This window comes from Pseudomonas sp. GQ91 (genome assembly GCF_059758795.1).
This window is the reverse complement of the sequence record NZ_JCAXED010000014.1, coordinates 45,711-65,264: the sequence shown is the minus strand read 5'-3', so window position 1 is coordinate 65,264 and position 19,554 is coordinate 45,711. Positions and strand designations below refer to the sequence as shown.

Below are 19,554 nucleotides of genomic sequence, written 5' to 3'. Positions count from 1 at the left end.
CCCATATACCGGAACAGAAGCGCGAGTTGAGTTCGCGCATGATTTTGAAAGGAGATAACTATGGCTGACGAACAGACGCAGGATACGCAAACTCCAGACGCCACTCAGGCTGCCGGTGAAGACCTGGCGGCTCGTGTACAAGTGCTCGAAGAGCAATTGGCTGCTGCGCAGGATCAGTCTTTGCGTGTGGCTGCCGATCTGCAGAACGTCCGCCGCCGTGCCGAGCAGGATGTAGAAAAAGCCCACAAGTTCGCCCTGGAAAAATTTGCCGGTGATCTGTTGCCGATCATTGACAGCCTGGAGCGTGGTCTTGAGTTGTCCGACCCGGATGACGAAAACATCCGCGCCATGCGCGAAGGGATCGAACTGACCCTGAAAATGTTCCAGGACACCCTGAAGCGTTATCAGCTTGAAGCCATCGATCCGCAAGGCGGCGAGCCGTTCAACGCCGAGCACCATCAAGCCATGGCCATGCAGGAAAGCCATGATCTTGAGCCGAACAGTGTGTTGAAAGTGTTCCAGAAGGGGTATCTGCTCAATGGTCGCTTGTTGCGTCCGGCGATGGTGGTGGTGAGCAAGGCGCCTGCACCTGTTGCACCTTCTATCGACGAGCAGGCTTGAAATCCGCCGCAAGGCCCCCATCTATAAGTCAAGCGATTAAGTGCTACCGCAGTTAGCCACCACTGCTGCGGCAACCAAATTCAAGTTTCGGGAGAGTAAATCATGGGCAAAATTATCGGTATCGACCTGGGGACCACCAACTCCTGCGTCTCCGTCATGGAAAACGGTAAAGCTAAAGTTATCGAAAACGCCGAAGGCGCGCGTACCACGCCGTCGATCATTGCTTACGCCAACGACGGTGAAATCCTCGTCGGTCAGTCGGCCAAGCGTCAGGCTGTGACCAATCCGCATAACACCCTGTACGCGGTGAAGCGTCTGATCGGTCGTAAGTTCGACGAAGAAGTCGTACAGAAAGACATCAAGATGGTGCCTTACAAAATCGCCAAGGCTGACAACGGTGACGCCTGGGTTGAAGTGAACGGCAACAAAATGTCGGCGCCGCAGATTTCGGCCGAAGTCTTGAAAAAGATGAAGAAAACCGCCGAAGACTATCTCGGCGAGGCGGTGACCGAGGCGGTCATTACTGTTCCGGCCTACTTCAACGACAGCCAGCGTCAAGCCACTAAAGACGCCGGCCGCATCGCGGGCCTGGACGTCAAGCGCATCATCAACGAGCCGACCGCAGCCGCTCTGGCTTACGGCATGGACAAAGCCAAGGGCGACCACACTGTCATCGTTTATGACTTGGGTGGCGGTACCTTCGACGTTTCCGTGATCGAGATTGCGGAAGTTGACGGCGAGCACCAGTTCGAAGTGTTGGCCACCAACGGTGACACCTTCCTGGGTGGTGAAGACTTCGACATTCGTCTGATCGACTACCTCGTTGACGAATTCAAGAAAGAAAGCGGGATGAACCTCAAGGGTGATCCGCTGGCCATGCAGCGTCTTAAAGAAGCCGCTGAGAAGGCCAAGATCGAGCTGTCGTCGAGCATGTCGACTGACGTCAATCTGCCGTACATCACTGCCGATGCCACCGGGCCTAAGCACTTGAACGTGAAGATTTCCCGCGCCAAGCTGGAATCTCTGGTTGAAGACCTGGTTCAGCGCACCATCGAACCTTGCCGCATTGCGCTGAAAGATGCCGGTATCGACGTGGGTTCCATCAACGACGTGATTTTGGTGGGCGGCCAGACCCGTATGCCGCTGGTGCAGCAGAAAGTGACCGAGTTCTTCGGTAAAGAAGCACGTAAAGACGTCAACCCGGACGAAGCGGTTGCCATGGGTGCTGCCATCCAGGGTGCGGTATTGGCCGGTGACGTGAAAGACGTGCTGTTGCTGGACGTCAGCCCGCTGACCCTGGGTATTGAAACCATGGGCGGCGTGATGACTGCGCTGATCGAGAAAAACACCACGATTCCTACCAAGAAATCCCAGGTGTTCTCGACTGCCGACGACAACCAGGGCGCCGTGACCATTCACGTGCTGCAAGGTGAACGTAAGCAAGCCGGTCAGAACAAGTCCCTGGGCAAGTTCGACCTGGCCGAGATTCCACCAGCGCCACGTGGCGTGCCACAAATTGAAGTGACCTTCGACATCGACGCCAACGGTATCCTGCACGTAGGCGCCAAGGACAAGGCTACCGGCAAGACTCAGTCGATCGTGATCAAGGCCAACTCGGGTCTGTCCGAAGAAGAAATCCAGCAGATGATTCGTGATGCTGAAGCCAACTCCGAGGAAGATCGCAAGTTCGAAGAGCTGGCGGCTGCCCGCAACCAGGGCGACGCGCTGGTTCACTCGACGCGCAAGATGATCGCCGATGCTGGTGACAAAGTGACCGAGGAAGAGAAGTCGGCTATCGAAGCGGCCGTGGTTGCCCTGGAAGTCGCTGTTAAAGGTGATGACAAGGCTGCCATCGAAGCCAAGGTCGAGGAGCTGTCGAAAGTCTCCGCGCCAGTCGCTCAGAAGATGTATGCCGAACAAGGCCAGCCGGCTGACGGTGCTCCGCAACAGGCGGAGCCTGAAGCCAAGCACGATGACGTTGTCGATGCCGAGTTCGAAGAAGTCAAAGACCAGAAGTAAGTTGGTCGTCCGGTTGACCGCTATCAAGCGGTGACTGGTAGGATGTCGCCGCGCGGGAGCTTGCTCCCGCGTTGGCGTGTCTGGGGTAAGCGAATTTTTACAGCATGCGACAGCAGTCGGATGCTGGCGGTGTGATCGGGAATGCTCCTGCTTTGCGATCGACAGGCACCGCTTTTTTCAGCCAGGTTCCCGGCTGAAATAATCCAAGACCAGGATCGTTGAAATTGACGTGAGTTGGGTCCGGGCCTGTATTGGGGCTCAACGAGTTTGGCGAGGCTCAGGAGGGGTTTGCCGAACGTCCTTAAGGGTATAAAGACTTATGGCAAAGCGTGACTATTACGAAGTGTTGGGTGTTGAGCGAGGCGCCAGCGAGGCGGACCTGAAAAAGGCCTATCGTCGCCTGGCAATGAAGCATCACCCGGACCGTAATCCGGATAACAAAGAATCCGAAGAATTGTTCAAAGAGGCCAACGAGGCCTACGAATGCCTGTGTGATCCGAACAAGCGGGCGGCCTACGATCAGTATGGTCATGCCGGTGTGGACCCGAGTATGGGTGGCGGCGGAGCCGGGTTTGGCGGGCAGAACTTCTCGGATATTTTCGGTGATGTGTTCAGTGACTTTTTTGGTGGCGGTCGCGGTGGCCAGCGGGGCGGCGCCCAGCGTGGCAGTGACCTGCGCTACACCCTGGAACTGAACCTCGAAGAAGCTGTGCGTGGCACCAGCGTCAATATCCGCGTTCCGACGCTGGTCAACTGCAAGCCGTGTGACGGTTCGGGGGCGAAGAAAGGGTCCTCGCCGATCACCTGTCCGACCTGTGGTGGTATCGGTCAGGTACGCATGCAGCAAGGTTTTTTCTCGGTGCAGCAGACCTGTCCGCGCTGCCATGGCCAGGGCAAGATCATTTCTGATCCGTGCGACTCCTGCCATGGCGAAGGGCGTGTCGAAGAGTACAAGACCCTGTCGGTAAAAGTGCCGGCCGGGGTTGATACGGGCGACCGCATCCGTCTGTCCGGCGAGGGCGAGGCGGGGGCTCAAGGGGGTCCAACCGGCGACCTGTATGTGGTGATCAATGTGCGTGAGCACTCGATCTTCCAGCGCGACGGCAAGCATCTGTTCTGTGAAGTGCCAATCAGCTTTGTCGATGCGGCCCTGGGTGGAGAGTTGGAGATTCCGACGCTGGATGGTCGGGTCAAGCTCAAGATCCCCGAGGGCACGCAGACCGGCAAGCAGTTCCGTATCCGTGGCAAAGGCGTGGCGCCAGTGCGCGGTGGTGGGGCAGGCGACTTGATGTGCCGCGTGGCGGTAGAAACGCCGGTGAATCTGGGCCGTCGTCAGCGTGAACTGCTGGAAGAGTTGCGCAGTTCGTTGGCGGGTGATGACACGCATTCGCCAAAAACCACTGGCTGGTTCGAAGGCGTGAAGCGCTTCTTCGGCGACCTGTAAGGACGTGAGTATGCGACGTATAGCGGTGATGGGCGCTGCCGGACGTATGGGCAAGACCTTGGTCGAGGCGGTGCAGCAGCGCTCGCCGGCCTCCGGGCTGACGGCGGCGATTGTTCGCCCTGGCAGCACCCTGATCGGTGCGGATGCGGGTGAGTTGGCGTCCCTGGGGCGAATCGGTGTGTCGTTGTCCGGCAGTCTGGAAAAAGTCGCCGACGAGTTCGATGTGTTGATCGACTTCACGCTGCCGGAGGTGATGCTGAAGAACCTAGCGTTCTGCCGCAAGGCGGGCAAGGCGATGGTCATCGGTACCACGGGCTTGAGTGTTGAGCAGAAGCAGTTGTTGGTGAATGCGGGCAAGGATATTCCGATCGTGTTCGCGGCCAATTTCAGTGTCGGCGTCAATCTGTCGCTGAAGCTGCTTGATATGGCGGCACGTGTGCTGGGGGATGAGGCTGATATCGAAATCATCGAGACCCATCACCGGCACAAGATCGACGCTCCGTCGGGTACGGCGCTGCGTATGGGTGAGGCTGTCGCCGAGGCGTTGGGTCGTGATCTGTCGAGGGTGGCGGTGTACGGTCGTGAGGGGCACACCGGTGCGCGTGCGCGTGACACCATTGGGTTTGCGACCGTGCGCGGCGGCGATGTGGTCGGCGATCACACCGTGCTGTTTGCCACCGAAGGCGAGCGCCTGGAGATTACGCACAAGGCCTCCAGTCGCATGACCTTTGCCAAGGGCGCGGTACGTGCCGCGCTCTGGTTGGAAGGGCGTGAGCCGGGCCTGTACGACATGCGTGACGTGCTCGATCTGCACTAAGCAGTAGCTAAAGCGGGGCCTTGGAATTATCATGAGGCCCCGTTTTTACCCGCTAGGCGACGTCCTGTCGCATTCTCCTGCCTTTAAGGCTCATTAGCGGTGGACCAAAAAAGCCTTTTTCTGTAAGCTACAGCTTTAGTGTGTCCACTAAAAGCGCGCAGAATAATTCAGTGAAGAAGCGGGGTGACGTGTCCATACGTCACTCCGCTTTTTTGCAACCTGCGATCGCCCTTTCAGGCTTTATTTACGGGAGGTCTTCTTGACTAAGCCAGCCATACTCGCCCTTGCTGATGGCAGCATTTTTCGCGGCGAAGCCATTGGAGCCGACGGTCAAACCGTTGGAGAGGTGGTGTTCAACACCGCCATGACCGGCTATCAGGAAATCCTTACCGATCCTTCCTACGCCCAGCAGATCGTTACCCTGACCTACCCGCACATCGGCAACACCGGTACTACACCGGAAGATGTCGAGTCGGACCGTGTCTGGTCGGCAGGCCTGGTGATCCGCGACCTGCCACTGGTTGCGAGCAACTGGCGTAACACGATGTCCCTGTCCGATTACCTGAAAGCCAATAACGTGGTGGCTATCGCAGGTATCGATACGCGTCGCCTGACACGCATCCTGCGTGAAAAAGGCTCGCAGAATGGCTGCATCATGGTCGGTGAGAATATCTCCGAAGACGCGGCAATCGCCGCGGCCCAAGGTTTCCCTGGCCTGAAAGGCATGGACCTGGCGAAAGTCGTCAGCACCCAGGAAAAGTACGAGTGGCGCTCCACTGTCTGGGACTTGAAGACCGACAGCCACGCGACGCTCGACGCCGCCGACTTGCCCTACCATGTCGTGGCCTACGACTACGGCGTCAAGTACAACATCCTGCGCATGCTGGTCGAGCGCGGTTGCCGCGTGACCGTGGTGCCCGCACAGACTCCAGCCAGTGATGTACTGGCCCTGCAACCGGACGGCGTATTCCTGTCCAACGGCCCGGGTGACCCCGAGCCTTGCGACTATGCCATCCAGGCCATCAAGGAAGTACTGGAAACCGAGATCCCGGTATTCGGTATCTGCCTGGGTCACCAATTGCTGGCGCTGGCCTCCGGTGCCAAGACCCTGAAAATGGGCCATGGCCACCACGGTGCCAACCACCCTGTGCAGGACCTGGACACGGGCGTTGTGATGATCACCAGCCAGAACCACGGTTTTGCCGTGGATGAGGCGACTTTGCCGGCCAACGTGCGGGCGATTCACAAGTCGCTGTTCGACGGCTCCCTGCAAGGCATCGAGCGCACCGACAAGAGCGCGTTCAGCTTCCAGGGCCACCCTGAAGCAAGCCCGGGCCCGAACGACGTAGCGCCGCTGTTCGACCGTTTCATCACTGAAATGGCCAAGCGACGCTGACTGAGTGTGCCGAGCGGCCCCGGAGACCGGTGGCCCCTCGGGCGCTTCAAAGATTGTTCAAGACGGCTTGCCGACTGACCTGCGGATTCGAGTGACAAACCCATGCCAAAACGTACAGACATAAAAAGCATCCTGATTCTCGGCGCTGGCCCGATCGTGATCGGCCAGGCCTGCGAATTCGACTACTCCGGCGCCCAGGCTTGTAAAGCCCTGCGCGAAGAGGGTTATCGCGTCATTCTGGTGAACTCCAACCCGGCCACCATCATGACCGACCCGGCCATGGCCGACGCCACTTACATCGAGCCGATCAAGTGGCAGACCGTTGCCAAGATCATCGAGAAAGAGCGTCCGGACGCTTTGTTGCCGACCATGGGTGGCCAGACTGCGCTGAACTGCGCCCTGGACCTGGAGCGTGAAGGCGTTCTGGAGAAGTTCGGCGTAGAGATGATCGGTGCCAATGCCGACACCATCGACAAGGCCGAAGACCGTTCGCGCTTCGACAAAGCCATGAAATCCATCGGCCTGGCGTGCCCGCGTTCGGGGATCGCCCACAGCATGGAAGAAGCCAACGCGGTCCTCGAGACCCTGGGCTTTCCGTGCATCATTCGCCCGTCCTTCACCATGGGCGGCACCGGTGGTGGCATCGCTTACAACCGTGAAGAGTTCGAAGAAATCTGCGCCCGTGGCCTGGATCTGTCGCCGACCAAGGAACTGCTGATCGACGAATCGCTGATCGGTTGGAAAGAATACGAAATGGAGGTTGTCCGCGATAAGAAGGACAACTGCATCATCGTCTGCTCCATCGAAAACTTCGACCCGATGGGCGTGCACACCGGTGACTCGATCACCGTGGCTCCTGCGCAGACCCTGACCGACAAGGAATACCAGATCCTGCGTAACGCCTCCTTGGCGGTACTGCGCGAGATCGGCGTGGAAACCGGCGGTTCCAACGTTCAGTTCGGTATCTGCCCGAACACCGGTCGCATGGTTGTGATCGAAATGAACCCGCGAGTATCTCGTTCGTCGGCCCTGGCCTCGAAAGCCACCGGCTTCCCGATCGCCAAGGTCGCGGCCAAGCTGGCAGTCGGTTACACCCTGGATGAGCTGTCGAACGACATCACCGGTGGCAAGACCCCGGCGTCCTTCGAGCCTTCCATCGACTACGTGGTTACCAAGCTGCCACGTTTTGCCTTCGAGAAGTTCGCCAAGGCCGACGCCCGCCTGACCACGCAAATGAAGTCGGTTGGCGAAGTCATGGCGATTGGCCGGACCTTCCAGGAGTCCCTGCAGAAAGCCCTGCGCGGCCTCGAAGTGGGGGTTTGCGGCCTGGACGAGAAGCTCGACCTGAGCAACCCGGAAAGCATGAGCGTGCTCAAGCGCGAGCTGACCGTGCCGGGCGCCGAGCGTATCTGGTACGTGGCGGATGCGTTCCGCGCCGGTCTGAGCGTCGAAGATATCTTCGGCATGAACATGATCGATCCGTGGTTCCTGGTGCAGATCGAAGATCTGATCAAGGAAGAAGAGAAGGTCAAGACGCTTGGCCTGTCCGCCATCGACCGCGACCTGATGTTCCGTCTCAAGCGCAAGGGCTTCTCCGATCAGCGTCTGGCCAAACTGCTGGGCGTGACCGAGAAAAACCTGCGGACCCATCGTCACAAGCTGGAAATCTTCCCGGTCTACAAGCGCGTTGATACCTGCGCGGCAGAGTTTTCCACCGACACCGCCTATCTCTACTCGACTTACGAGGAAGAGTGCGAGGCCGCACCGTCGGGCCGCGACAAGATCATGATCCTCGGCGGCGGGCCAAACCGTATCGGCCAGGGCATCGAGTTCGACTATTGCTGTGTTCACGCCGCGCTCGCCCTGCGCGACGATGGTTACGAGACCATCATGGTCAACTGCAACCCGGAAACGGTTTCCACCGACTACGACACCTCCGATCGCTTGTACTTCGAGCCGGTGACCCTGGAAGACGTGTTGGAAATCGTCCGCGTCGAGAAGCCGAAAGGCGTGATCGTCCAGTACGGCGGCCAGACCCCGTTGAAACTGGCGCGTGCCCTGGAAGCCGCTGGTGTGCCGATCATCGGCACCAGCCCTGATGCCATCGACCGTGCGGAAGACCGTGAGCGCTTCCAGCAGATGGTCGAGCGCCTGAACCTGCGTCAGCCGCCAAACGCCACTGTGCGCAGTGAAGACGAAGCCATTCGTGCGGCCAGCAAGATCGGGTACCCGCTGGTGGTGCGTCCGTCCTACGTATTGGGCGGCCGGGCGATGGAAATCGTCTACGAAGAAGATGAACTCAAGCGTTACCTGCGTGATGCGGTGAAAGTCTCCAACGACAGCCCGGTGCTGCTCGACCACTTCCTCAACTGCGCCATCGAGATGGACGTGGATGCGGTCTGTGACGGCAAAGACGTGGTGATCGGTGCGATCATGCAGCATATCGAGCAAGCCGGCGTGCACTCCGGTGACTCCGCGTGCTCCCTGCCGCCATACTCGCTGCCCGCGCACATCCAGGACGAGATGCGCGAGCAGGTCAAGAAAATGGCCCTGGAGTTGGGCGTGGTCGGCCTGATGAACGTCCAGTTGGCGCTGCAAGGCGAGGATATCTACGTCATTGAAGTCAACCCGCGCGCTTCGCGTACCGTGCCGTTCGTATCCAAGTGCATTGGCGTGTCCCTGGCGATGGTCGCGGCGCGTGTGATGGCCGGTAAGACCTTGAAGGAAATCGGTTTCACCAAGGAAATCATTCCGAACTTCTACAGTGTGAAAGAGGCGGTGTTCCCATTCGCCAAGTTCCCTGGCGTGGACCCGATCCTGGGCCCTGAAATGAAGTCCACGGGTGAAGTGATGGGCGTCGGCGACACCTTCGGTGAAGCGTTCGCCAAGGCCCAGATGGGCGCCAGTGAAGTGCTGCCGACCGGCGGGACGGCCTTCATCAGTGTGCGTGATGACGACAAGCCACTGGTTGCAGGCGTGGCCCGTGATCTGATCAACTTGGGCTTCGAAGTCGTGGCTACCGCCGGGACTGCCAAGCTGATCGAAGCGGCAGGCCTGAAAGTGCGCCGCGTGAACAAGGTAACGGAAGGCCGTCCGCACGTGGTCGACATGATCAAGAATGACGAAGTCACGCTGATCATCAACACCACCGAAGGTCGCCAGTCGATCGCGGATTCCTATTCCATTCGTCGTAACGCCTTGCAGCACAAGATCTACTGCACCACCACTATTGCTGCTGGCGAAGCTATCTGCGAAGCGCTCAAGTTCGGTCCGGAAAAGACCGTGCGCCGCTTGCAGGATCTACACGCAGGATTGAAGGCATGATCAAATACCCAATGACCGTCCAGGGCGCCAAGGCCCTGGAAGAGGAGCACGCTCACCTGACCAAGGTCGTTCGTCCGAAGCTCAGCCAGGACATCGGCACGGCTCGCGAGTTGGGCGACTTGAAGGAAAACGCTGAATACCATGCTGCCCGTGAGCAGCAAGGTATGGTCGAGGCGCGGATCCGTGATATCGAAGGTCGCATGCAGAATGCAGTGATTATCGATGTCACGACCATCCCGCACACCGGCAAAGTGATTTTCGGTACCACCGTGGAAATTGCCAACGTCGAGACGGATGAAAGCGTGACTTACCACATCGTGGGTGAGGACGAAGCGGACATCAAGCAAGGCAAGATCTCTGTCGGTTCACCGATTGCTCGCGCCTTGATCGCCAAGGAAGAGGGTGATGTGGTGGCCGTCAAAACGCCAGGTGGCGTGATCGAGTACGAGATTGTCGAAGTTCGTCACATCTGACCCGTGGCGCCCGTTTCGTGCGGGCGCAATGCTCTGGCAACTGACCCAGATGCTTTGGGTGGGTGGTGTGTGGCTATTGCATCTCGGTGTAGTGCCGGCGTTGGGCCTGATTGGCCTGGCGCCGTTGCTGATCGAAGAGATCGGCGGATTATTGAGCGTACTGCTGGTCGGTTTCGCGGCGGCGGGCGTGACGCTTCAAGCGTTGGTGCTGGTCAAGGCCGAGGGCTTGCGGAGTTTGTGGCGGGATATGCGTGGCCAGCTGCTGCTGATGGCGTTGTATGCGTGTGCAATGTATTGCGTGGTGCGCATGCTGCTGCCGGAAGCGTTGCGCTGGCAGCTTTTCAGCTATCTTGTGCTAGGGTTCTCCGGCCTGTTACTGGTTTTGCAGCCGGTGCCCGGATGGAGTGACAGGGCGCGCGAAGCACGCCCATGACCCTTGTATCATTTGAAGCGATGAACGTTCGACAGTTGCTTGTTGGCGCTGAAGTTCTTGCGATACAGCAGTGCCATCTTGCCGATGACCTGAACCAGATCGGCTTTGCCGGACTTGCAGAGTTCTGCAATCGCGGCGAGGCGGGCTTCACGATCCGGGATGCTGACCTTGATCTTGATGAGTTCGTGATCGCTCAATGCGCGTTCAAGCTCGGCTAACACACCTTCAGTCAAACCGTTATCAGCCACAATCAAAACTGGTTTCAGATGGTGGCCAATGGATTTGTACTGTTTCTTCTGCTCTTGAGTGAGCGGCATAATCTGACCCCTGCGTCTGATCTTGTAAAAAGCGGCGGCCAGTTTACCCGAGCGAGTCCGGGACCGCCCAGTTAATCACGACCCGTTTTATTTTCGAGGTGGCCCGTGGCCCGTTCCAAAACCAGCCTTAACTGGCTCAAAGAGCATTTCAACGATCCTTACGTCAAAAAGGCGCAAAAGGATGGCTACCGTTCCCGGGCCAGCTACAAGCTGCTTGAGATCCAGGAAAAGGACAAGTTGATCCGACCAGGCATGAGCGTTATCGATCTTGGCGCGGCCCCGGGTGGCTGGTCCCAGGTGACCAGTCGTCTGATTGGTGGGCAAGGTCGATTGATTGCGTCCGATATCCTGGAAATGGACAGTATTCCCGACGTGACCTTCGTTCACGGCGATTTTACCCGGGACGACGTGTTGGCCCAGATTCTCGAGGCCGTTGGAAATTCGCAGGTAGACCTTGTGATTTCCGATATGGCCCCCAATATGAGTGGATTACCCGCCGTGGATATGCCACGTGCGATGTTCCTCTGTGAATTGGCATTGGATCTGGCCGGGCGGGTTTTGCGTCCTGGCGGTGATTTTTTGGTCAAGGTCTTCCTGGGTGAAGGTTTTGACGAATACCACAAGAACATGCGCAAGCTGTTCGACAAGGTTCAGACGCGCAAGCCTGACTCCTCGAGAGACCGGTCCCGCGAGCAGTATTTGCTGGGCCGCGGGTACCGTGGCATTGAAGGTGCCGCCAGTGAGGAGCGTCTTTAAGAGATTCAAGGGAGTCGATAGGTTTTTTTATATCGCTTTCGTCATGAAGCTTTACGAATATTGTGTAGTCAAAGTTTCACAAAGGGTTACAGACGGCGCCTGCCAGAGTTGTAGGTAATGTAGTAAGTTAGGCCGGTGAATATCATGCGAAGCGCGCGCCAGTAGCGGAGCTTGCTTCAGAGGGTAGTTAATTGAACGATATGGCAAAGAATCTGATCCTGTGGTTGATCATCGCGGCAGTCCTGGTGACGGTGATGAACAACTTCTCCAGCCCTAACGAGCCGCAGACCCTCAACTATTCCGACTTCATCCAGCAAGTCAAGGATGGCAAGGTCGAACGCGTCGCCGTCGATGGCTACGTGATTACTGGTAAGCGCAACGATGGCGACAGCTTCAAGACCATCCGTCCGGCGATCCAGGACAATGGCTTGATCGGCGATCTTGTGGATAACAAAGTCATCGTTGAGGGCAAGCAGCCTGAGCAGCAGAGCATCTGGACCCAGCTTCTGGTGGCCAGCTTCCCGATCCTGGTGATTATTGCCGTGTTCATGTTCTTCATGCGCCAGATGCAAGGTGGCGCGGGAGGCAAGGGCGGGCCGATGAGCTTTGGCAAGAGCAAGGCGCGGCTGCTTTCCGAAGACCAGGTGAAGACTACGCTGGCTGACGTCGCGGGTTGCGACGAAGCCAAGGAAGAAGTCGGTGAGTTGGTCGAGTTCCTGCGCGATCCGGGCAAGTTCCAGCGCCTCGGTGGTCGTATTCCTCGCGGTGTGCTGATGGTCGGTCCTCCGGGTACCGGTAAAACCCTGTTGGCCAAGGCCATCGCTGGTGAAGCCAAGGTCCCGTTCTTCACCATTTCCGGTTCTGACTTCGTTGAAATGTTCGTCGGTGTCGGTGCGAGTCGTGTGCGTGACATGTTCGAGCAGGCCAAAAAGCACGCGCCATGCATCATCTTCATCGATGAGATCGACGCTGTGGGTCGCCATCGTGGCGCCGGCATGGGCGGTGGTCACGACGAGCGTGAGCAGACCCTCAACCAGTTGCTGGTCGAGATGGATGGCTTCGAAATGAACGATGGCATCATCGTGATTGCCGCGACCAACCGACCTGACGTGCTTGACCCTGCGCTGTTGCGTCCAGGGCGTTTCGACCGTCAGGTAGTGGTCGGCCTGCCGGATATCCGTGGCCGTGAGCAGATCCTCAAAGTGCATATGCGCAAAGTGCCGATGGGCGACGACGTGGCTCCGGCCGTGATCGCCCGTGGTACACCGGGTTTCTCCGGTGCCGACCTGGCCAACCTGGTCAACGAAGCGTCGCTGTTTGCCGCCCGTACCGGCAAGCGCATCGTTGAAATGAAGGAATTTGAACTGGCGAAAGACAAGATCATGATGGGCGCCGAGCGCAAATCGATGGTCATGTCCGAAAAAGAGAAGCAGAACACCGCTTATCACGAGGCTGGCCACGCCATTGTCGGTCGTGTCGTGCCTGAGCATGACCCGGTCTACAAGGTCTCGATCATCCCACGTGGTCGCGCACTGGGTGTCACCATGTTCCTTCCGGAAGAAGACCGCTACAGCCTCTCCAAGCGGGCCTTGATCAGCCAGATCTGCTCGCTGTACGGCGGGCGGATTGCCGAAGAGATGACGCTGGGCTTCGACGGTGTGACCACGGGCGCCTCCAATGACATCATGCGCGCCAGCCAGATTGCGCGAAACATGGTCACTAAGTGGGGTCTGTCCGAGAAACTGGGTCCATTGATGTATGCCGAGGAAGAAGGCGAAGTATTCCTGGGGCGTGGCGGTGGTGGTCAAGGTGCCAGCTTCTCGGGCGAGACAGCCAAACTGATCGACTCCGAGGTGCGCAGTATCATTGACCAGTGCTATGGCACGGCCAAGCAGATCCTGACGGATAACCGCGACAAGCTCGATGCCATGGCGGATGCCTTGATGAAGTACGAAACCATTGATGCCGAGCAGATCGACGACATCATGGCGGGGCGTACGCCGCGTGAACCTAAGGATTGGGAAGGTGGCTCGGGGACTTCGGGCACTCCGCCAGTAGTACAGAACGAGCGTCCTGATGCCCCGATTGGCGGCCCGGCTGCCGACCTTTAAGGTTTGAAATGACTTCTGTGTTGCCCTCCACCCGGTTGCCTTGCGGCAGCCGGGTTCTTGATTTGGCCCGTGCGCATGTCATGGGTATTCTCAATGTAACTCCAGACTCCTTTTCCGATGGTGGGCGCTTCAGCCAGCTTGATGCGGCGCTGCGTCATGCCGAGGCGATGGTTGCTGCGGGTGCGACTTTGATCGATGTGGGCGGCGAGTCGACTCGTCCCGGTGCGCGTGCTGTTTCGCCGCTGGAGGAGTTGGAGCGTGTTGCGCCGATTGTCGAGCGTATCCATGGCGAGCTTGATGTGATCATCTCGGTGGACACCTCGACGCCGGCTGTCATGCGTGAAACCGCTCGCCTGGGCGCCGGATTGATCAATGATGTGCGCTCGTTGCAGCGTGACGGAGCGCTTGATGCCGCGGCTGCGACCGGGTTGCCGGTATGCCTGATGCATATGCTCGGCGAACCTGGAACGATGCAGGATGACCCGCGCTACGGCAATCTCGTGGGTGAAGTGACTGCGTTTCTCGCCGAGCGCATTGCGCAGTGCGCCACGGTCGGCATTGCTCCCGAGCGGATTATTCTCGATCCAGGGTTTGGCTTTGCCAAGACCCTGCAGCACAATTTAAGTCTGTTCAAGCATATGGAGGCCCTGCATGCCCTTGGTCGGCCGCTATTGGTCGGCGTTTCGCGCAAGAGCATGATAGGCATGGCATTGAATCGTCCGGTGGGGGAGCGGCTGCATGGCGGCCTGGCTCTCGCGGCGCTTGCGCTGGTCAAGGGTGCGCGCATCTTGCGCGTGCATGACGTTGCCGAGACGATGGACGTGGTACGGATGATTGAAGCAGTAGAATCAGCCGAATAAGAATGATGGAGCACTTATGACTAAAAAATATTTTGGCACCGACGGTATTCGTGGTCGGGTCGGCGAGTTTCCTATCACTCCAGACTTTATGCTCAAGCTCGGTTGGGCGGCTGGCATGGCGTTTCGCAGTATGGGTGCGTGCCGCATCCTGGTAGGCAAGGACACGCGAATTTCGGGTTACATGTTCGAGTCCGCGCTTGAGGCGGGCCTGTCTGCCGCCGGGGCTGATGTGATGCTGCTGGGGCCGATGCCTACGCCGGCGATCGCTTACCTGACACGCACCTTTCACGCTGAAGCCGGTATCGTGATCAGTGCTTCGCACAATCCCCATGATGACAATGGCATCAAGTTCTTCTCGGGCCAGGGCACCAAGCTGCCGGACGAGATCGAACACATGATTGAAGAGCTGCTGGATGCGCCGATGACTGTCGTCGAGTCGAGCAAGCTGGGCAAGGTTTCGCGGATTAACGATGCTTCCGGTCGTTATATTGAGTTCTGCAAAAGCAGCGTGCCCACCAGTACCAATTTCGCAGGCCTCAAGGTGGTCATCGACTGTGCTCATGGCGCGACCTACAAGGTTGCCCCCAGCGTGTTCAAGGAATTGGGCGCGCAGGTCACAGTGTTGTCGGCCCAGCCTAACGGCCTGAACATCAACGATAACTGCGGCTCGACCCATATGGAGCAGCTGCAGGCCGCGGTATTGGCTGAGCACGCCGATCTTGGGATTGCCTTCGATGGCGATGGCGACCGGGTGCTGATGGTTGATCACACGGGTGCCATAGTCGACGGCGATGACCTTTTGTTCATCATTGCCCGCGACCTGCATGAGCGTAACAAGCTGCAAGGTGGTGTTGTCGGCACCCTGATGAGTAATCTGGGGCTGGAATTGGCCCTGGCGGACCTGGGGATTCCGTTTGTGCGCGCGAACGTTGGCGACCGTTACGTGATCGCCGATTTGCTGGAGCGCAACTGGCTGGTCGGGGGTGAAAACTCGGGGCATATCGTTTGCTTCCAGCACACGACCACCGGGGATGCGATCATCGCCGCGCTGCAGGTGCTGTTGGCCTTGCGTCGCCGTGAAGAAAGTCTTGCCCAGGCACGTCAGGCGTTGCGCAAATGTCCGCAAGTCTTGCTTAACGTTCGTTTCGCCGGCGGTGAAAACCCTATCGAGCACCCGGCGATCAAGGAAGCCTGTGAGCGCGTTACCGTTGCTATGGCGGGCCGTGGCCGGGTTTTGTTGCGCAAGTCGGGAACGGAGCCTTTGGTGCGTGTCATGGTCGAAGGTGACGACGAAACGCAGGTTCGCGGCTATGCCGAAGAGCTGGCAAAACTGGTAACTGAAGTTTGCGCCTGAATTCGGCTTGCCAGTGTTGATGCGGTTGGGTAACATCTGCGCCCACTTTGACCGACGAGGTACAGCATGCGTCGCACTATGGTAGCTGGTAACTGGAAAATGCACGGTACCCGCGCCAGTGTCGCTGAGCTGATCAATGGCCTTCGTCATTTGGCCTTGCCGAGCGGTGTCGATGTCGCGGTATTCCCGCCTTGCTTGCATATCAACCAAGTGGTTGATGGCTTGAAAGGCAAGTCGATTCAGGTCGGCGCGCAGAATTCCGCGGTAGAAGCCATGCAGGGTGCGTTGACCGGTGAGATTGCGCCGAGTCAGCTGGTTGATGCGGGCTGCTCCTATGTACTTGTAGGGCATTCCGAGCGCCGCCAGGTAATGGGCGAGCGTGATGCGGTACTCAATCGCAAGTTCGCGGCAGCACAGGCTTGTGGCCTGATTCCGGTGTTGTGTATAGGGGAAACTCTGGAGCAGCGTGAATCTGGCAAGACCCTTGAGGTTGTCTCGCGTCAGCTGGGCAGCATCATCGAAGAGCTGGGTGTTGGTGCGTTTGCAAAGGCGGTCATAGCTTACGAGCCGGTCTGGGCCATTGGCACCGGGCTGACTGCTTCGCCGCAACAGGCGCAGGATGTGCACGCAGCCATTCGCGCGCAGTTGGCGGCAGAGAATTCTGAGGTTGCACGAGGTGTGCAGCTTCTATACGGCGGCAGCGTGAAGGCGGCCAATGCGGTCGAACTGTTCAGCATGCCGGATATCGATGGGGGGCTCATTGGTGGAGCTTCCCTGAATGCAGATGAGTTCGGTGCGATTTGTCGCGCCGCGGGAAACTGAAAAAATGCTGGAAACAGTCATCGTTGTTTTTCATCTGCTGGGTGCGCTGGGCGTTGTCGCTCTGGTATTGCTGCAGCAGGGTAAAGGTGCGGACGCTGGTGCGTCTTTCGGGGCAGGTGCTTCAAATACTGTGTTCGGAAGCCAAGGTTCCTCTACCTTTCTTAGTAAGTTTACTGCTATACTTGCCGCCGGTTTCTTCATAACCAGCTTGGGGTTAGGTTACTTTGCTAAAGAGAAAGCTCATGTGCTGACTCAAGCAGGTTTGCCAGATCCAGCAGTGATGGAAGTTCCAAAAGCAAAACCGGCTTCTGATGATGTCCCGGTGCTTCAAGAGCAAAAGTCGGCTAGCCCAGCGACTGACGTACCTCCAGCTCAAGAGCAAAAGTAAGAAGGGTTTCATGTTGTAAACGTTGTATTGCCGAGGTGGTGGAATTGGTAGACACGCAACCTTGAGGTGGTTGTGCCCATAGGGTGTAGGGGTTCGAGTCCCCTTCTCGGTACCAATTATCAGGAGAGCCCGCTGTTGCGGGCTTTCTTGTAGGTGGAAGGTTACATTGACCCTGTAAGGGATCGGTCGTATACTTCCGCCCCAGCTTTGTCGCGGGGTGGAGCAGTCTGGTAGCTCGTCGGGCTCATAACCCGAAGGTCGTCGGTTCAAATCCGGCCCCCGCAACCAGTTTTAGCGGAGCCCCTTTTAAGGGGCTTTTTGTTAGCTGGACACTTTCAACGCCGCTGTTCGACGGCGTTTCAAGGATGGGCGTTTCGCCCATTTTTTTATTTTGCACAGCATGCACATACATGCACGAGGGGGTTCAGGTGTCGAGCAAGCTAGAAGAGTTGCAGGCCTTGTTGGCCCCGGTGGTCGTGGCCCTAGGCTATGAATGCTGGGGTATTGAGTTTTCGGCTCAAGGTCGCCACTCAATGTTGCGCGTTTATATCGATAAAGAGGGCGGCGTGCTGGTGGACGATTGTGCAATTGTCAGTCGCCAGATCAGCGGCGTGCTGGATGTTGAAGATCCGATCTCCGTTGAATACACCCTCGAAGTTTCCTCGCCAGGCATGGAGCGCCCACTGTTCACTATCGAGCAGTTTGCCAAATATGCCGGTGAACAAGTGAAGATCAAGCTGCGCTCGCCGTTCGAAGGGCGACGCAACTTTCAGGGCCTTCTGCGCGGTGTAGAAGAACAGGATGTCGTGGTGCAGGTAGAAGACCATGAGTTCCTGTTGCCGATCGATATGATCGACAAGGCCAACATTATTCCCAGTTTTGACTGAGACGCGGATCCCGCGGATCCAATGGCTTGCGAAAGGCGAGGCGTACGATGAGCAAAGAAGTACTGCTGGTTGTTGAGTCGGTATCCAATGAAAAGGGCGTACCGGCAAACGTGATTTTTGAAGCGTTGGAGCTGGCCCTGGCCACTGCTACCAAAAAACGTTTTGAAGACGAAGTTGATCTGCGTGTGGAAATCAACCGCCACACCGGTGCCTATGAGACTTTCCGTCGCTGGACGGTAGTCGAAGAAGCCGATCTTGATGATCCGGCCATCGAAACCTGGCCAAGCAAGGTTGCTGAAACGCATCCTGGCGCCCAGGTCGGTGATGTTGTCGAAGATAAGATCGAATCGATCGAGTTCGGCCGGATTGCTGCACAGACTGCCAAGCAAGTCATCGTGCAGAAGGTTCGCGAAGCCGAGCGTGCTCAAGTCGTTGACGCTTATCGCGAGCGCCTGGGTGAAATCATCTCCGGCACCGTGAAAAAGGTCACCCGCGACAATGTGATCGTTGACCTGGGCAACAACGCCGAAGCGTTGCTGGCCCGTGAAGACATCATTTCCCGCGAAACTTTCCGGGTTGGCGTGCGCTTGCGTGCGTTGCTCAAGGAAATCCGCACCGAGAACCGCGGCCCTCAGTTGATCCTGTCGCGTACTGCGCCGGAAATGCTGATCGAGCTGTTCCGTATCGAAGTGCCGGAAATTGCTGAAGGTCTGATCGAAGTCATGGCTGCGTCCCGCGACCCGGGTTCGCGCGCCAAGATCGCGGTCCGCTCCAAGGACAAGCGCATCGACCCGCAAGGTGCTTGCATTGGTATGCGCGGTTCGCGCGTCCAGGCAGTGTCGGGCGAATTGGGCGGTGAGCGTGTGGACATCGTCCTGTGGGACGATAACCCCGCGCAGTTCGTGATCAACGCCATGTCGCCAGCTGAAGTGGCGGCAATTATCGTTGACGAGGATGCCCATGCGATGGACATCGCCGTTGGCGCCGACAATCTGGCTCAAGCCATTGGTCGTGGAGGTCAGAACGTGCGTCTGGCCAGCCAGTTGACCGGCTGGACCCTGAATGTCATGACCGAATCGGACATCCAGGCTAAGCAGCAAGCTGAAACCGGTGACATCCTGCGCAACTTCATCGACGAGCTGGAAGTCGACGAAGAACTGGCGCAGGTGCTGGTAGATGAAGGCTTCACCAGCCTGGAAGAGATTGCCTACGTACCGTTGGAAGAAATGCTCAACATCGACGGCTTTGACGAGGATATCGTCAACGAGCTTCGCGCTCGGGCCAAGGATCGTTTGTTGACTAAAGCCATCGCTACTGAGGAAAAGCTGGCAGACGCCCATCCGGCCGAAGACCTGCTCTCGCTTGAGGGTATGGACAAGGATTTGGCGATGGAACTGGCGGTGCGCGGCGTGATTACCCGCGAAGACCTGGCCGAGCAGTCTATTGACGATCTGCTCGACATCGACGGCATTGACGATGATCGTGCCGGCAAGTTGATCATGGCCGCCCGAGCCCATTGGTTCGAGTAATTA

Annotated in this window: 17 protein-coding genes and 2 tRNA genes; 18 read left to right on the top strand and 1 reads right to left on the bottom strand. The window is 57.9% G+C overall.

Annotated features, from left to right (window positions below; translation table 11 throughout):
- Positions 1-60 precede the first annotated feature (60 nt).
- The 8 genes from grpE to AC6CIA_RS20425 all read left to right on the top strand — a co-directional run bounded on the left by grpE (position 61) and on the right by AC6CIA_RS20425 (position 10,527).
- Entirely contained in the window at positions 61-621 is a 561-nt protein-coding gene (grpE, locus tag AC6CIA_RS20460) for a nucleotide exchange factor GrpE (RefSeq protein WP_339530981.1), read from the top strand.
- A 102-nt stretch (positions 622-723) separates the two neighbouring features.
- Complete coding sequence (gene dnaK, locus AC6CIA_RS20455) at positions 724-2,640, top strand: molecular chaperone DnaK (RefSeq protein ID WP_498314615.1); 1,917 nt, start codon at positions 724-726, stop codon at positions 2,638-2,640.
- A 319-nt stretch (positions 2,641-2,959) separates the two neighbouring features.
- On the top strand, positions 2,960-4,084 hold the full coding sequence (dnaJ, locus tag AC6CIA_RS20450; protein ID WP_084379069.1) for a molecular chaperone DnaJ: 1,125 nt from the start codon (positions 2,960-2,962) through the stop codon (positions 4,082-4,084).
- Positions 4,085-4,094: 10 nt separating this feature from the next.
- Positions 4,095-4,901 carry a 4-hydroxy-tetrahydrodipicolinate reductase gene (dapB, locus tag AC6CIA_RS20445; RefSeq protein WP_498314613.1) on the top strand — a complete coding sequence of 269 codons (807 nt, stop codon included), beginning with the start codon at positions 4,095-4,097 and terminating at the stop codon, positions 4,899-4,901.
- A gap of 259 nt (positions 4,902-5,160) precedes the next feature.
- Entirely contained in the window at positions 5,161-6,297 is a 1,137-nt protein-coding gene (gene carA, locus AC6CIA_RS20440) for a glutamine-hydrolyzing carbamoyl-phosphate synthase small subunit (RefSeq protein WP_498314611.1), read from the top strand.
- Between the two features lie 102 nt (positions 6,298-6,399).
- Positions 6,400-9,621 carry a carbamoyl-phosphate synthase large subunit gene (carB, locus tag AC6CIA_RS20435; protein ID WP_498314609.1) on the top strand — a complete coding sequence of 1,074 codons (3,222 nt, stop codon included), beginning with the start codon at positions 6,400-6,402 and terminating at the stop codon, positions 9,619-9,621.
- Complete coding sequence (gene greA / locus AC6CIA_RS20430) at positions 9,618-10,094, top strand: transcription elongation factor GreA (RefSeq protein ID WP_339530974.1); 477 nt, start codon at positions 9,618-9,620, stop codon at positions 10,092-10,094. The genes carB and greA overlap by 4 nt, the downstream gene beginning before the upstream one ends.
- A gap of 28 nt (positions 10,095-10,122) precedes the next feature.
- On the top strand, positions 10,123-10,527 hold the full coding sequence (locus tag AC6CIA_RS20425; RefSeq protein WP_498314607.1) for an MFS transporter: 405 nt from the start codon (positions 10,123-10,125) through the stop codon (positions 10,525-10,527).
- A gap of 8 nt (positions 10,528-10,535) precedes the next feature.
- Here AC6CIA_RS20425 and yhbY read toward each other — a convergent pair whose 3' ends face one another.
- Positions 10,536-10,844 carry a ribosome assembly RNA-binding protein YhbY gene (yhbY, locus tag AC6CIA_RS20420; protein ID WP_498314605.1) on the bottom strand — a complete coding sequence of 103 codons (309 nt, stop codon included), beginning with the start codon at positions 10,842-10,844 and terminating at the stop codon, positions 10,536-10,538.
- A gap of 105 nt (positions 10,845-10,949) precedes the next feature.
- On the opposite strand from yhbY, the gene rlmE reads away from it, so the two are divergent.
- The 10 genes from rlmE (at position 10,950) to nusA (ending at position 19,551) form a co-directional block, all read left to right on the top strand.
- Positions 10,950-11,600, top strand: coding sequence for a 23S rRNA (uridine(2552)-2'-O)-methyltransferase RlmE (gene rlmE / locus AC6CIA_RS20415; RefSeq protein ID WP_084379076.1), 651 nt, complete (start codon positions 10,950-10,952; stop codon positions 11,598-11,600).
- Between the two features lie 200 nt (positions 11,601-11,800).
- The gene (gene ftsH / locus AC6CIA_RS20410) at positions 11,801-13,711 is read left to right on the top strand and encodes an ATP-dependent zinc metalloprotease FtsH (RefSeq protein WP_498314604.1); all 1,911 of its coding nucleotides are present in this window, start codon (positions 11,801-11,803) and stop codon (positions 13,709-13,711) included.
- A gap of 8 nt (positions 13,712-13,719) precedes the next feature.
- Positions 13,720-14,571 carry a dihydropteroate synthase gene (gene folP / locus AC6CIA_RS20405; RefSeq protein WP_498314602.1) on the top strand — a complete coding sequence of 284 codons (852 nt, stop codon included), beginning with the start codon at positions 13,720-13,722 and terminating at the stop codon, positions 14,569-14,571.
- A gap of 16 nt (positions 14,572-14,587) precedes the next feature.
- Positions 14,588-15,925 carry a phosphoglucosamine mutase gene (glmM, locus tag AC6CIA_RS20400; protein WP_498314600.1) on the top strand — a complete coding sequence of 446 codons (1,338 nt, stop codon included), beginning with the start codon at positions 14,588-14,590 and terminating at the stop codon, positions 15,923-15,925.
- 66 nt (positions 15,926-15,991) lie between these two features.
- Positions 15,992-16,747, top strand: a complete 756-nt coding sequence (gene tpiA / locus AC6CIA_RS20395) for a triose-phosphate isomerase (protein ID WP_498314598.1) — start codon at positions 15,992-15,994, stop codon at positions 16,745-16,747.
- 4 nt (positions 16,748-16,751) lie between these two features.
- Positions 16,752-17,135 carry a preprotein translocase subunit SecG gene (gene secG / locus AC6CIA_RS20390; protein ID WP_084379081.1) on the top strand — a complete coding sequence of 128 codons (384 nt, stop codon included), beginning with the start codon at positions 16,752-16,754 and terminating at the stop codon, positions 17,133-17,135.
- Between the two features lie 29 nt (positions 17,136-17,164).
- Positions 17,165-17,250: transfer RNA gene (locus AC6CIA_RS20385), tRNA-Leu, on the top strand.
- Between the two features lie 96 nt (positions 17,251-17,346).
- Positions 17,347-17,423 (top strand) — tRNA-Met (locus AC6CIA_RS20380).
- A 140-nt stretch (positions 17,424-17,563) separates the two neighbouring features.
- Positions 17,564-18,022: a ribosome maturation factor RimP gene (rimP, locus tag AC6CIA_RS20375; RefSeq protein WP_032873230.1), complete on the top strand. Its 459-nt coding sequence runs from the start codon at positions 17,564-17,566 to the stop codon at positions 18,020-18,022.
- Between the two features lie 47 nt (positions 18,023-18,069).
- Positions 18,070-19,551, top strand: a complete 1,482-nt coding sequence (gene nusA / locus AC6CIA_RS20370) for a transcription termination factor NusA (protein ID WP_339530960.1) — start codon at positions 18,070-18,072, stop codon at positions 19,549-19,551.
- The last annotated feature ends 3 nt before the right edge of the window (positions 19,552-19,554 follow it).